Origin of the sequence: Maridesulfovibrio sp. (assembly GCF_963677005.1) — a bacterium.
Classification (GTDB): domain Bacteria; phylum Desulfobacterota; class Desulfovibrionia; order Desulfovibrionales; family Desulfovibrionaceae; genus Maridesulfovibrio.
The window spans coordinates 1,944,381-1,956,644 of record NZ_OY781616.1; the positions used below are offsets into that span (position 1 = coordinate 1,944,381).

A 12,264-nucleotide genomic window follows, 5' to 3' on the forward strand; every position below is an offset into this window, starting at 1 on the left:
CTGCATAGCTGTGACAAGAACAGCCTACAATTTTTAACGACAGCATCGTTTAAAAACATGTTATATTAAACAATTAGGGATTCCAAAGGGGATTATCCATCTCTGCTCTCCATATCCCTAAGACTCGAAGCGAGCTTCTCGCCTAAGGGCTAATGGGCCTTTGGCTGCCAGAGGCGAATCAAATCATCAAAAGCGCGTAGCGCATCAAGATAAGCTCCTCAACTAAGAAGCTTATGCTTCCCCCATCAATCGGGAAAGTTCAGCGCAGAAATCTTCTATATCCTTGTCGGTTGTCGACCAGGACGTCATCCAGCGCACTTCTCCGGTGGTGTGGTCCCACACGTAAAACGGGAATGCCGACTGCATGGCCGCTGTAACGCTTTCCGGTATGATAGCGAAAACGCCATTGGCCTCTACAGGGCGGGTAATTCTTACCCCGTCAATCCTGCCGGCCAGTTCGGCAAGTTTTGCGGCCATGGAATTGGAATGTTCGGCATTGCGTTTCCAGAGATCATCGGTGAACAGCGCCTTGAACTGGGCACCGACATAACGCATCTTCGAAACAAGCTGCATGCCCTGCTTGCGGACATATTCGAAATCCTTTCCAAGATCGGAATTGATGAACACGGCGGCTTCAGCGCACATGCACCCGTTCTTGGTTCCGCCGAAGGAGAGCACGTCCACTCCGCAATCGACGGTCATTTCCCGCAATGAGACTCCCAGAGCAGCGGCAGCATTGGCTATGCGCGCTCCGTCCATATGAACGACAAGTCCCCTGCCGTGCGCGAAATCGCACAGCGCCCTGATTTCCTCCACGGAATAAAGCGTGCCCAGCTCGGTGTTCTGGGTGATGGAAATTACCGCGGGCTGGGAGCGGTGCACATCGCCGACCTGCGCGAAAAGAGGTTCCAGCGCATCCACCTGAATCTTACCGTTCAGGGTCTCGGCATGCACCAGCTTGAGTCCGGCGACGGCTTCACACGAGCCGCATTCGTCAACGGTGATATGGGCACATTCGGAACAGATAATGCTGTTCCAGCTTCGGGTCAGGTGCTTGAGTATCAGGGTATTGGTGGCCGTTCCGGTGCCGAGAAAAAATACTTTCGCATCCTTGCCGAAATGTTCCCGGAAAAGTTCCACGGCTTCGGCGGATACGGGGTCCGCACCGTACGAGGACATGTGATCCTTATTGGCCTGCATTATGGCATCCATCACTTCCGGATGCACTCCCGAATAATTGTCGCTTGCAAATGAGCGCATTAAATAGTCTCCATGAAAAAAGCCTGCCCCGGACACGGGACAGGCTGCGCTCTGCCAAGAATAAAGCTCATATCCAAACATTTGAAAGGAGTGTTTGCACACCGCTCATCCGTTTAAATATGGAATTTCCCGACAGGTCGCCTGGTTTGAAAAAGAAAGTAATCAACAAATAAACTGCTGCACGAACGGATTCATGAATTCATAGACAAGGTCGGCCATAATCTCGTAGCCGGCTTTTCCCGGATGCACTCCGTCGCCGCTGCCGATATCCTCAAGATAGGCTCCGTTCTGCCGCAGTGATGTATTAATATCCAGATACGGGATGTCAAGCTCCCTGCACAGGGAACCGAATCCGGCAGCAAGCTCCACGCTGACGCGGTCGCGGTCTTTGTCCGCCATCGGCGGCGGGCAGATGAACAGCACCCTCCGCTCCCCGGCGGCCATATGAAGGATTGCCCTGGCGTTTTCAAGGCTCTGCTCCGGAGTCAGGCCGTTGGCGATGTCTGCGGCGCCGAAGCTGAATACGGCAATGCTTTCCATGCCCCTGATGACCCGAGCATATATTTCAGCCTGCCACCGTTCCTTTATATGCTGCGTGGTAGAGGCTCTCACGCCGAGGTTATATGCGGTCACGTCCTTCCCCGTGGGGTCGAGACGCCTGCAAACCCGGCCTGTCCAGCCGAGCCACTCGGAATCGTTCACACCGAGCGTGATGGAATCACCCATAAAAAAAAGCTGCATTTTCAATTTCCTCTAAAGTTGATATAGCATAACTGTCCGCACGATGTGTGCGAAGTACGCACAGGTTATACACCGGACTCTTACCGGAGTTAAGGGCCAATTCCATTCAAAAAACAGTTTTCTGCAAATGATTATCATGTTGATTATCAGAGCAAATATGGATATCGCATGCTTTTAGTTTTCACGGTTATTGCCTTAGTCCCGCAAAATTTTCTACTGATATGGATACGTTCAATGCAGCCAACTTAAACTATCAGGGATTCCAAAGGGGATTATCCCCTTTGGCCGCCAGCGGCGAAATCATTTATCATAAGCGCGAAGCGCTTCAAATTCAGCCTATTAAAAGCCTTTCGGCGAAGAAATAAAACAGCCACGTTAGTTTTCACGGCGGAGGTTCTGCACCAATGAGTTCCGAGAAAGTCATAAGTTTCCGTAACGTAAACTTCGGTTACGGGCCGCACCCAGTGCTGACGGATTTGAACTTCGATATTTACAGGGGTGACTACGTTGCGGTCATCGGACCTAACGGCGGCGGCAAGACCACTCTTATCAAACTGCTGCTGGGGCTTCTCAAGCCGCAGTGCGGGGAGATAGATATTCTCGGGCTCCCGCCCGGCAGGCACGGGGAAAAGGTCGGCTATATGCCCCAGTACACTACTGTATCCCGGAGTTTTCCCATCACCGTCCGAGATGCGGTCCTCATGGGCAAGGTTTCCCCCGGTCTCGGCGGCATTTTCGGGCTCTCATTCGACCGCCGGGCCTCGCGGGCCGTGGAAACGGCACTGGAAAGAGTCGGCATGCTTAAACACATAGAAAGAAAGGTTTCCGATCTCTCCGGAGGACAGAAGCAGAGAGTATTCATAGCCAGAGCCATTGTTGACGAACCGCAGCTGCTGCTCCTTGACGAACCTACCGCAAGCGTGGACCAGGCCGGAAAAAGCGGACTGTACTGCCTGCTGCGGGAACTGAACCGCGAAATGACCGTTGTAATGGTCAGCCACGACATTTCGGTGCTCGGACAGGGAGTAAAATCCGTTGCCTGCGTTAACCGCAAGGTGCACCTGCACGACCAGCCGAAGATCACCCGCGAACTGCTTAACGAGGCATACGGGGAAACAGCGGACGGTTCCTGCCCCATCGAACTGTTCGCGCACGGAGATTTTCCTCACCGGGTTGTGGAATTTCACAATGACCGCGAAGACGAAAACGGAGGGGGATGGAATGGTTGAGGCCCTTGGTTTTGAATTCATGCGCAACGCACTTCTTGCCGGAGTGCTGGCCTCGATAATCTGCGGGGTGATCGGCGCTCTGGTGGTGGTCAACCGGGTTGTTCTGCTTTCGGGAGGGATAGCCCACGCCTCTTACGGAGGAGTGGGACTGGCTTTCTTCCTCGGACTGCCCATGCTTCCGGTCACGGCGGCATTCGCGGTATGCTCCGCCCTGCTCATGGCCGTGGTCACCATGCGCGTAAAGGAAAGGGCCGACACTTTCATCGGGGTCATGTGGGCCGCTGGCATGGCTCTGGGCATAATCCTGCTGGACATCACCCCCGGCTACAATGTGGACCTCATGAGCTATCTTTTCGGCGGAATTCTGGCCACACCAAAATCAGACCTTGTGCTGATGGGATGGCTGGCTGCAATTGTCCTGAGTGTTGTTTTCGTCTGCTACAAGGGATTCTGGGCCATGTCCTTTGATGAAGAATTCGCACGGGCCAGAGGTGTTCCGGTCACCGCGCTCTATTTCATCATGCTGGCACTTATTGCCCTGAGCGTGGTCATGGTTATCCGGGTTGTAGGACTCATACTGGTCATAGCCCTGCTCACAATTCCTCCGCAGATTGCGGAAAGCAGGACATCATCACTGCACACCATGATGCTGCTTTCTTCGTTGCTGAGCATGGTTTTCTGCGTCAGCGGGTTGCTGCTGTCCTATCAGCTCAACCTGTCTTCCGGGGCAACGATAATCGCCGTGAGCGTGGCCGGATTCGTCCTGTCCATGATTCTTCCAAAATTCAGACTGCATACGCGGTAAGCTGTCATGTCAGGGGCCGGAAACACTCCGGGCATGACAGTCCGCACTGAACTTCGCGCCTACCTGCGTCCTATGTAGTAAAATCCATTGGATGTGTTGCCGTTCATCGTGGTATAAACCACCTTTTCGAATTCCACGGTTGTGAAGGAATCAAGCAGGCTGACAATCCTCTCTTCGGAAAAATGGCGCAGCACTCCTCCTCCCTCCAATTCAAAAACACCGTAGCAGCCGTGCTTCGGTTCATACTTTGCGTAGCGGTCAAGATTGCGCTGATCCGAGTTGAGCATAAAATCGTTGATGTATAAAATTCCGCCCGGCTTAAGGACCCTGCGGATTTCATCCACAAGAGCACTCTGCTCTCCGTCCGTGGGAATGCAGGTCAGCACGGCTATCAGCAGCACTGCGTCAAAACGGTTATCTTCAAATGGAATAACGCCGTTCTCCAGCGACGAAACAAAAGCAGAGCAGCTGAGTTCTTCCGCCCTTGCCCTGAGACCGGCTGAAGGCTCCACTCCATGCACATCTGCGTAGCCTGTCCGGCGCAATTCGTTAATTATCCTTCCATAACCGCACCCTACATCCAGAACGGCAGCTTCCGGTGAAACATATTTACTGAAAATATCCAGCTTGAAAGGCGTGGTGAAATTCTTTTCCGCCCCCTTGCCTTCCCAGTATTCAAGACAATTTATTTTATCCGAATCCACTTCATGAACCTCCATAATTAAACGGGTTGGCAGGTGTACTACCCCAAATCGACAACACAATCAAAAACGATGACGAAGAAAACGGAATATATCTGCACTCCATCAGCAGCATCACAACAAGTTGATTTTTAATGCCAAAAACATCTTTTACAGATTCCGCAGGGGCACAGGACACCAAAACGTATCGTGATCGTCACAAGACCGGGATCAATATGCGGACGAGGATGCGTATAAGCCACATAGTCAAAATTTCAATAACTGCTTTCAACATGTATTTGGAGGTTAGTCATGAATTCAGCTCACAAAGCAATCATCAAAAAACATCTTGAACAGAAACTCGCCGAACTTCTGGAACGCACCTGCTCCCGCGACACCGCAGTTGAAAACTGTGCGGATGACAACGAATACGCCTCACGCGTTAGCGAACAGAAGATAAACCTGGCCCTGCAGGTCCGCGAAAGCCAACTGATCAGCGAAATGGAAGACACCCTGAGCAGGGTTGAGAGTTGGGACTTCGGAATCTGCAAAGACTGCGGCGAAGAAATAGGTCTGGCCCGCATCAAGGCCAATCCGACAACCCGCTTCTGCGTAAGCTGCCAGTCCCGGCTTGAAGAAGAACAGCTCGGCCGAGTAGGCTGATTCAACCGCCTCCGCAACAGGCGGTTTTTTTATATTTGATGATAAGTCCGGACCGGCTCTTTATTCCCTGCGGCAAAAAGGGTATTGAGCGGGCATGGCTTACACATCAAAATTATCGGTCATAATTCCTGTCTTCAATGAACAGGAACGCATCGGGCGCTGTATTGAAAACGTACGGCAGGCCTGCGGTTGTGACTCCGAGATAATCGTGGTGGATGGTAACCCGGAAGGTACTACAATCCGGGAGATATCCGACGATACAGTTACAACCATGGTATCCGATCCCGGACGCGCCCGCCAGATGAATGCCGGGGCACGTGCTGCTTCGGGAGGCGTCCTTCTGTTCCTTCACGCAGACACGCTGCTCCCGGCAGGAGCGGACAGACTGATTGAAGAAGCTCTGGGTGCTCCTGCAGCATCGGCCGGAGCCTTCAAGCTGACTTTCGACCGAGACACCCCGGTCCTGCGATTCATCGCCTTCGTGGCCGACCTGCGGACCCGCATTGAAAGAGTTCCATACGGGGATCAGGCTGTTTTCATCAGGAAGGACACATTCGAAGCCCTTGGAGGCTACCCTGATATCCCCTTAATGGAGGATGTGGAATTCTTCCGGCGCATAAAAAAACAGCGCCGGGAAATCGTCATTCTCAAGGCGGAAATAAAGACCTCCTCAAGGCGATATAACTGCGGTCCGTTGCGCTGTGCCGTGCGCAACACCGTGCTGCGGATTCTGCACCTGTGCGGAGTCAGCCCTTCACGTCTCGCAAAACTATACCGATAAGGGGCTCCGGACTTGAGGAACGCCCTTCTTTTTTTCGTCAAATACCCGGAACCGGGCAGGGTCAAGACAAGACTCGGCCGGGAGATCGGTTACGAACACGCCGCCCGCCTGTACAAGTCCTTCACTGAAGACATGCTGAGCAACTTCAGACAGCACGGCATGAACACTCTTATCTTCTGCGATCCATATCGCCCTGTCGAACAATACCGAAACTGGCTTGGCGAAGGCAGCTACTTCCGGCAGCAGGGATGTGATCTTGGTGAAAGGATGAAAAACGCATTCGAAACCGGGTTCGCAGAAGGACTCCTTCATTGCATCCTCACCGGCAGTGATCTTCCGGGGCTCGCCCCGCAGACGGTATCTGACGGATTTGAGCGTCTGAAAACAAGTCCGGCCTGTATCGGTCCGGCCTGTGACGGAGGCTACTACCTCATCGGATTTCAGCGCGGCAGTTTCAAGGAAAGCGTCTTCATCGACATGCTGTGGAGCACCCCGGAGGTCTTTGCGGAAACTGTCGCACGACTGAGCGGTGAAGGCATGGAGCCTGCTGTCCTACCGGAACTTTCAGACGTGGACACACTGGCTGATCTGGCCGCGCTTGCCGCGGATAATTCCGCTGACAGACGGTGTCCCCGGACCATGGACACAGTACGAGAGCTGATTGCAGCAGGCAGATTCAACGGGACGCCCTTACCTATCCGAAGCTGATCCAGCCCATGTTCTGGTTGTACGATTCACCCGCTCATCAGATACGGACTTACGCTCCTGATAAAATGTCTTCCGGTTCATCATCGATTTTTTGAAAAGATCATCTTCCATATACCCTTGCTGCTGTGTATTATGAGTGTGTTTCCGGTAGCGGAACAAACACATTGCATTACAATGGCTTGCCGTCTGAATAAAAATTGCGTGCAGGAAAAAAGGGCGAAAGCGTTTCCCATGCCGGACCGGGCATGAGTTGTGTGAATGTTCCCTAACAGTGTCAACAAGAACGGAGGACCGTAAAATGAGCGTACTGGTTGAACTGACCATGTTCCCCATGGACAAAGGGGTAAGCGTCAGTCCGTATGTGGCAAGAATAGTCAAAATAATCCGTGACAGCGGACTGTCGTGCAAATTAGGTCCCATGGGCTCATGTATCGAAGGCGATTGGGAGGATGTCATGCTGGTTGTGGGAGACTGTTATCGGGAACTGGAAAAAGACTGTGACCGGATATATATGATGATGAAGGCGGACTGCAGAAAAAATGCGCAGGACCGACTGAATGGAAAAATTAAATCCGTTGAAGAAAAACTTAAGCTTAACAAGATTTCCGACCCTAAAGAGGCTTAGCCCGATGCATAAAATAAGTCTGGTTGTCCTGCTGCTCATGGCAGTATTTCTGAACGGGTGCGCTCACATAGATGTTTCACACCTGAAGAACCAGCCGTGGAAGCTCGAAACAATGCGCACTCTTGAAATGGAGTTCATGAATTTCGAATACGAAATAGTACCTCGCAAGGACAGTTTCGGGGTACGCGGAATGGCCTATGTGAAAAAAAACAGCGCTCCACTCTGGGCTGAATGGATCGGCGAATTGTGGATTCAAGGCTATCTGAGCGATTGTGACGGAGTTGTGCTGGCTCAGGGGTTGCAGGTCTTCTCGCCGGGAAAACTTGAAGAAGGTGAAGGGATTCCTTTCGACTTCGAACTGAAGCCCGTCTCTCTTGACGATGGGCCGCTCTTTGTTTCCTTCGGCTACCGTCTTTCGCTTTCAAAATCCAAGGACGACAACGGACCGCCCTTCATGGCAATTGAAGGTGCTGTGAGTGAATAATTTAAAGGGTGACCAGTTCAACGTTGCCCCATGCGCCGATTTTCGAATCGTATTGCACAAACACTCCGTCCAGCCCTTGAGAATGCAAGCTGCGTGCTTTTTCAATAACTTTCGGGACATCGGCAGGCGAATCCAGCAGATTGGCCAGAGCGGTTGCCGCGGCATCGGCCAAACAGGGGTCCTTTGAAATCACGGTGACCAGATCGCCGCTGCCGAGGCTCAGGGAATGACCTATGGTTCCGGAGGAGGAACAGACGGCCACAGGGGAATCTTCTGCTCCGATGGAAAGGCCTATTTTCGCCCCGGTCCCGGGATCGGACAGCAGAGCCACTTTGCGAGGTCTGGTCGAGTACATAAAAATATCCCCCCCGTTCTCCACTATCACATTGGGAGAATAAGGGAGCAGCGCATCGGCGACAAAACCAGCCACAGCACCGGCTACAGCTGCCATCGGGCCGACATCGCATTTACCTGCCGCAGCGGCCATGGCCCGGATCACATCATGGGTGCCCTCAGGCACATCAACCGGGATCAGACTGGGACCGAACTGGGGATTCAGGACCATATGCCCTTTCAGAATTCCGCGAACTTCGTGCACGGCATCAAGTGCTTCACGGCTAAGATCCTTTTCCGCCACAATAAAAAGATCCGTCTGTTCCACCACCACCTGAAAGGCAACCTCTGAGCCAGCTGTGGTGACGGTCTCCCGGTAATTGCGGTTGGAATCGGTATGTATGGTTTTTTTCAAGGAAAGGTCCGCCTGTATGAAATAATCCGAACGGGTAAAACGGGGGACAGCCCGTATCGGCCATCCCCTGTACACCCGGATTGAATACTTAGAAACCGAGGTCTTCGTTGATGAAGACCACATGGATGCGCCCTTTCGGCGAAGATTTTTCAGTAATCGACCAGACGTTGCAGATACGATCCTTGGAATTGCAATCCTGACACTTGCCGGTAACTGCGCAGGGAGTTTTCCTTTTGAGGCGCATGGCATTGACCGGAGCAGCGTATTCCTTGATGCGGCTTACTGCGGCATCAAGGTCGACACAGAGTTTGTTCCTGCCGACAACGACAATTACGTTCCGGGGCCCGAAAGCCATGGCGGCCACACGGTTTCCGGTGCCGTCCAGGTTTACGAGTTCACCCTCTTCGGTAAAGGCGTTGGCGCTTGTTATCAGCACATCGGTAAGCAGGGACTGTCTGCGTCGTTCAATGCGTTCCGCCATGGAAGGGGTAGTGTCATATGTATCGATCACTTTGACATTTTTAAGCTTCTTGACCTGATCGTAAATCCCGGATTCCACAACAGTGGTGGAGCCACCGAAACTTACCGATGCAGGCTTGAGCTGCGGAAGGATCTTGTCCAGAACCATCGAAGCCGCGGCCTTCTGGTTTTTGGCCACATATGTGACATAACCGCTGTCTTCGAAAACTTCCCTCAGTTCTCCCAGTTTGATATCCCAGAACGATTGTACCGGATTCATTCTTATCTCCTTTTGCTGGGCGGAACTCTCCGCCTGTATTGAAAAATTACTCACCGCCTGATATTTTTTTACAAAAAAAGCGATGAAAAAAAAATAGTCGCGTGATATGGATGGTTACACAAGTCAGGCGGCCCTTCCATCGTACTTAAGTATGATATAGACTTTGACAGTACGGCCGCATCGGGGTATGCGGATTTGTTTTCACTGCGCAACAGCATATGTCATTCAGAGTTAGATTAAAAGCACTTAGCTCCCGGAACACGCTGAAAACATTTCTTGACGAGAATCTGAGTTGAGGATATATGTTCCCGTTCCTCGTAGCCGGAAGTTGGAACCGGCGCAATACCGTTATAAATTTTGGAGAGATAGAAAATGAAAAGAACTTACCAGCCCAGTAAAACCAGAAGAAAAAGAACCCACGGATTTCTCGTACGCTCCCGCACCAAAAACGGTCGTGCAGTTATTGCAAGACGTCGTGCTAAAGGACGTAAAAGATTAGCCGTTTAGCTTGGACAAAGGAGCACAGACTCCTTAAAAAGCCTGAATTTGACCTCTGCTACGGGCAGGGGAAAAAACTCTACACGAAAAATTTCATATTATTCGTGCTGTGTCATGGTAGCGGCCCCGGCGGGGTACGTTTGGGCCTTACCGTGAGCAGAAAAAAGGGGCCAGCCGTTGTCAGGAACCGGATTAAAAGAGTGATTCGTGAATTCTTCAGGCTCAATCAGGAAAAATTCAAAATGCGTACGGATGTAATATTTATTCCCAAACGCAATTTGGACGGCAGGAGAATTAATTACGCCCTAGCCGAAAAAGAACTTCTTCCACTGATCGACAGGATTAACGGACTTGCGATCGAGTGCGAAGGTCTATGAGAAACCAGGGAATGCGGACTCTGTTTCTTTACTTCATACGATTCTATCAGAAATTCATATCCCCGCTTTTTCCGGGGTGCTGCCGCTTTCATCCCACCTGCTCGCAGTACGCCATAGAGGCCATATCCCTTCATGGAGTACGAAAAGGAGGGCTGTTGGCTTTGTGGCGTCTGATCCGTTGTAATCCGCTATGCAAGGGCGGTTTCGACCCGGTACCCGCCCCACGAAAGAAAATACCACCGCGCAGTCCCGGCCTGATTTAATGGGACCAATACAGTGAGAAAACAAAGACATGGACAATAAACGCGTTATTCTGGCAGTGGCCCTTTCAATGGTAGTCCTTCTCGGCTGGCAATTTATTTTTCCTCCCAAGCCGCAGCAGCCTGCTCCCGTAAAGCAGGAACAAACCGCTAAACAGAGCCAGGCCGTGGCGCCCGATGTGTCCGGTCCTGTTTCAGACCAGCTCCCAGACCCAGCTTCCACTGCCGCTATTGTTTCCGCCAAGGGAACAAAGCTTACTGTTGAGACTCCCCTTTATACCGCAGTGATCAATTCACAGGGCGGACTTCTCGAAAATTTCAAGCTTAAAAAATTCAAACAGACCATCGCCAAGGATTCTCCGGACATGGATATGGTCGGAACGAATGCTTTGAACAAAGCTCCCATGGGACTCATCCTCAACGGGATTCCCACATGGTCCGGCGGAGTCTGGGGATTTGAAGGTAAAGACCTCAAACTTGACGGCGAAAAGCTCGGCACCCTGGTTTTCCGCGGAGACGTGGAAGGATTCAGAATCGAACGCAGACTCACCTTCCATGCCGACAACTATCTCATCGACGAAGACCTGAGAATCATCAACGTATCCAATCCCAGTGCAACAGGACGGCTGGCCTTTACCACCGCCACCAAAAGCCTGACAGCGGAAAACGACCGCTACAACCCCACCAGAATCGCATGGTTCGGTCCTGAAGGACTCAAGGACGAAAACGACCGTGACGACCTGCGCGAAAAAGGCGTAACCGCCAGCGGGGAAATAGACTGGGCTGCAATTGATTCAAACTATTTCATCCTCGCCCTTGTTCCCGGTCCCGGAGATGTGACCATGAAGGGCAAACTGCAGGACGATATATTCCGTGTTGCTGCAGAGCAGAACGTGCTGTTCGACAAAGGCATTGAACGCAAACTGGCATGTTCCTACTACTTCGGTCCCATGGAAGCCAAGCTGATGGAAAAGGTTCCCGGCCAGCTTGCCAAGGCTGTTGATTTCGGCTGGTTCGACATCATAGCCAAACCGCTGGTCATAGCCCTCAAATGGTTCAACCAGTACACCCACAACTACGGGATATCCATCATTCTTCTCACCGTGGTCATCAAGATTCTCTTCTGGCCGCTGTCACAGAAAAGCTACAAGTCAATGGAGCAGATGAAGCGTTTACAGCCCATGATTGCCAAACTCCGCGAAAAGTATGGCGATGACAGGGAAGCGCTGAACAAGGAAACCATGCAGCTGTACAAGACATACAATGTCAACCCGGCGGGTGGATGCCTGCCCATGCTGCTGCAGATTCCGGTTTTCTTCGGGCTGTATAGAGCTTTGATGGGAACGGTTGCCCTCAGGCACGCCGATTTCATCCACTACCTGCCTTTTACCGATATAGTATGGCTCGCCGACCTTTCGGCCAAAGACCCGCTTTACATCACTCCGATCGTAATGGGTGCGACCATGTTCCTGCAGCAGAAAATGACCCCTTCGGCGGGAGATCCGACCCAGCAGAAAATCATGATGTTTCTGCCCCTTGTGTTCACATTCATGTTCCTCAACTTCCCCGCGGGGCTGGTTGTGTACTGGATGGTGAACAACATTCTCTCAATTGCCCAGCAGTGGATGATGACTCGCAAGGTAAATAATTAAAGCAAGACAGCTGA

General features: G+C 51.9%; 16 protein-coding genes. 11 read left to right on the plus strand and 5 right to left on the minus strand.

Annotated features, from left to right (window positions below; all coding sequences use genetic code 11):
- Nucleotides 1-231: 231 nt before the first annotated feature.
- Together ACKU4E_RS08775 and ACKU4E_RS08780 are read right to left on the minus strand one after the other, a co-directional pair.
- Nucleotides 232-1,260, minus strand: a complete 1,029-nt coding sequence (locus tag ACKU4E_RS08775) for a beta-eliminating lyase-related protein (RefSeq protein WP_320170694.1) — start codon at nt 1,258-1,260, stop codon at nt 232-234.
- Nucleotides 1,261-1,422: 162 nt separating this feature from the next.
- Entirely contained in the window at nt 1,423-2,001 is a 579-nt protein-coding gene (locus ACKU4E_RS08780) for a GDSL-type esterase/lipase family protein (protein WP_320170695.1), read from the minus strand.
- 404 nt (nt 2,002-2,405) lie between these two features.
- Between ACKU4E_RS08780 and ACKU4E_RS08785 the strand changes: the two genes are divergently transcribed.
- Both ACKU4E_RS08785 and ACKU4E_RS08790 read left to right on the plus strand, forming a co-directional pair.
- On the plus strand, nt 2,406-3,230 hold the full coding sequence (locus ACKU4E_RS08785) for an ABC transporter ATP-binding protein (RefSeq protein WP_320170696.1): 825 nt from the start codon (nt 2,406-2,408) through the stop codon (nt 3,228-3,230).
- On the plus strand, nt 3,223-4,035 hold the full coding sequence (locus ACKU4E_RS08790) for an iron chelate uptake ABC transporter family permease subunit (protein WP_320170697.1): 813 nt from the start codon (nt 3,223-3,225) through the stop codon (nt 4,033-4,035). Before ACKU4E_RS08785 ends, ACKU4E_RS08790 begins: the two co-directional genes overlap by 8 nt.
- Nucleotides 4,036-4,094: 59 nt before the next feature.
- Here ACKU4E_RS08790 and ACKU4E_RS08795 read toward each other — a convergent pair whose 3' ends face one another.
- Nucleotides 4,095-4,739 (minus strand): class I SAM-dependent methyltransferase, encoded by a 645-nt coding sequence (locus ACKU4E_RS08795; RefSeq protein WP_320170698.1) that lies wholly within the window; start codon nt 4,737-4,739, stop codon nt 4,095-4,097.
- A 288-nt stretch (nt 4,740-5,027) separates the two neighbouring features.
- Between ACKU4E_RS08795 and ACKU4E_RS08800 the strand changes: the two genes are divergently transcribed.
- The 5 genes from ACKU4E_RS08800 (at nt 5,028) to ACKU4E_RS08820 (ending at nt 7,976) form a co-directional block, all read left to right on the plus strand.
- Nucleotides 5,028-5,378, plus strand: coding sequence for a TraR/DksA family transcriptional regulator (locus ACKU4E_RS08800; RefSeq protein WP_320170699.1), 351 nt, complete (start codon nt 5,028-5,030; stop codon nt 5,376-5,378).
- A gap of 94 nt (nt 5,379-5,472) precedes the next feature.
- The gene (locus tag ACKU4E_RS08805; protein ID WP_320170700.1) at nt 5,473-6,159 is read left to right on the plus strand and encodes a TIGR04283 family arsenosugar biosynthesis glycosyltransferase; all 687 of its coding nucleotides are present in this window, start codon (nt 5,473-5,475) and stop codon (nt 6,157-6,159) included.
- 12 nt (nt 6,160-6,171) lie between these two features.
- The gene (locus ACKU4E_RS08810; protein WP_320170701.1) at nt 6,172-6,867 is read left to right on the plus strand and encodes a TIGR04282 family arsenosugar biosynthesis glycosyltransferase; all 696 of its coding nucleotides are present in this window, start codon (nt 6,172-6,174) and stop codon (nt 6,865-6,867) included.
- Between the two features lie 298 nt (nt 6,868-7,165).
- Nucleotides 7,166-7,492, plus strand: a complete 327-nt coding sequence (locus ACKU4E_RS08815) for an MTH1187 family thiamine-binding protein (protein ID WP_320170702.1) — start codon at nt 7,166-7,168, stop codon at nt 7,490-7,492.
- Nucleotides 7,493-7,496: 4 nt separating this feature from the next.
- The gene (locus ACKU4E_RS08820) at nt 7,497-7,976 is read left to right on the plus strand and encodes a hypothetical protein (protein WP_320170703.1); all 480 of its coding nucleotides are present in this window, start codon (nt 7,497-7,499) and stop codon (nt 7,974-7,976) included.
- A 1-nt stretch (nt 7,977) separates the two neighbouring features.
- On the opposite strand, the gene ACKU4E_RS08825 is transcribed toward ACKU4E_RS08820, so the two are convergent.
- Entirely contained in the window at nt 7,978-8,724 is a 747-nt protein-coding gene (locus ACKU4E_RS08825; RefSeq protein ID WP_320170704.1) for a UPF0280 family protein, read from the minus strand.
- An 88-nt stretch (nt 8,725-8,812) separates the two neighbouring features.
- Nucleotides 8,813-9,463 carry a lactate utilization protein gene (locus ACKU4E_RS08830; protein ID WP_320170705.1) on the minus strand — a complete coding sequence of 217 codons (651 nt, stop codon included), beginning with the start codon at nt 9,461-9,463 and terminating at the stop codon, nt 8,813-8,815.
- 372 nt (nt 9,464-9,835) lie between these two features.
- Between ACKU4E_RS08830 and rpmH the strand changes: the two genes are divergently transcribed.
- Genes rpmH through yidC form a run of 4 tightly spaced genes read left to right on the plus strand, consistent with a single transcriptional unit; the run spans nt 9,836 to nt 12,250 of the window.
- Nucleotides 9,836-9,970, plus strand: coding sequence for a 50S ribosomal protein L34 (rpmH, locus tag ACKU4E_RS08835; RefSeq protein WP_320170706.1), 135 nt, complete (start codon nt 9,836-9,838; stop codon nt 9,968-9,970).
- On the plus strand, nt 9,958-10,338 hold the full coding sequence (gene rnpA, locus ACKU4E_RS08840; protein ID WP_320172626.1) for a ribonuclease P protein component: 381 nt from the start codon (nt 9,958-9,960) through the stop codon (nt 10,336-10,338). Before rpmH ends, rnpA begins: the two co-directional genes overlap by 13 nt.
- Nucleotides 10,339-10,349: 11 nt before the next feature.
- On the plus strand, nt 10,350-10,601 hold the full coding sequence (gene yidD, locus ACKU4E_RS08845) for a membrane protein insertion efficiency factor YidD (protein WP_320170707.1): 252 nt from the start codon (nt 10,350-10,352) through the stop codon (nt 10,599-10,601).
- A gap of 29 nt (nt 10,602-10,630) precedes the next feature.
- Nucleotides 10,631-12,250, plus strand: a complete 1,620-nt coding sequence (gene yidC, locus ACKU4E_RS08850; RefSeq protein WP_320170708.1) for a membrane protein insertase YidC — start codon at nt 10,631-10,633, stop codon at nt 12,248-12,250.
- The last annotated feature ends 14 nt before the right edge of the window (nt 12,251-12,264 follow it).

Bases quoted from the DNA above. Each gene is read 5' to 3' on its own strand.
- ACKU4E_RS08775 (WP_320170694.1), bottom strand. From the start codon at position 1,260: ATGCGCTCATTTGCAAGCGACAATTATTCGGGAGTGCATCCGGAAGTG.
- ACKU4E_RS08780 (WP_320170695.1), bottom strand. From the start codon at position 2,001: ATGCAGCTTTTTTTTATGGGTGATTCCATCACGCTCGGTGTGAACGAT.
- ACKU4E_RS08785 (WP_320170696.1), top strand. From the start codon at position 2,406: ATGAGTTCCGAGAAAGTCATAAGTTTCCGTAACGTAAACTTCGGTTAC.
- ACKU4E_RS08790 (WP_320170697.1), top strand. From the start codon at position 3,223: ATGGTTGAGGCCCTTGGTTTTGAATTCATGCGCAACGCACTTCTTGCC.
- ACKU4E_RS08800 (WP_320170699.1), top strand. From the start codon at position 5,028: ATGAATTCAGCTCACAAAGCAATCATCAAAAAACATCTTGAACAGAAA.
- ACKU4E_RS08805 (WP_320170700.1), top strand. From the start codon at position 5,473: ATGGCTTACACATCAAAATTATCGGTCATAATTCCTGTCTTCAATGAA.
- ACKU4E_RS08815 (WP_320170702.1), top strand. From the start codon at position 7,166: ATGAGCGTACTGGTTGAACTGACCATGTTCCCCATGGACAAAGGGGTA.
- ACKU4E_RS08820 (WP_320170703.1), top strand. From the start codon at position 7,497: ATGCATAAAATAAGTCTGGTTGTCCTGCTGCTCATGGCAGTATTTCTG.
- ACKU4E_RS08830 (WP_320170705.1), bottom strand. From the start codon at position 9,463: ATGAATCCGGTACAATCGTTCTGGGATATCAAACTGGGAGAACTGAGG.
- rpmH (WP_320170706.1), top strand. From the start codon at position 9,836: ATGAAAAGAACTTACCAGCCCAGTAAAACCAGAAGAAAAAGAACCCAC.
- yidD (WP_320170707.1), top strand. From the start codon at position 10,350: ATGCGGACTCTGTTTCTTTACTTCATACGATTCTATCAGAAATTCATA.
- yidC (WP_320170708.1), top strand. From the start codon at position 10,631: ATGGACAATAAACGCGTTATTCTGGCAGTGGCCCTTTCAATGGTAGTC.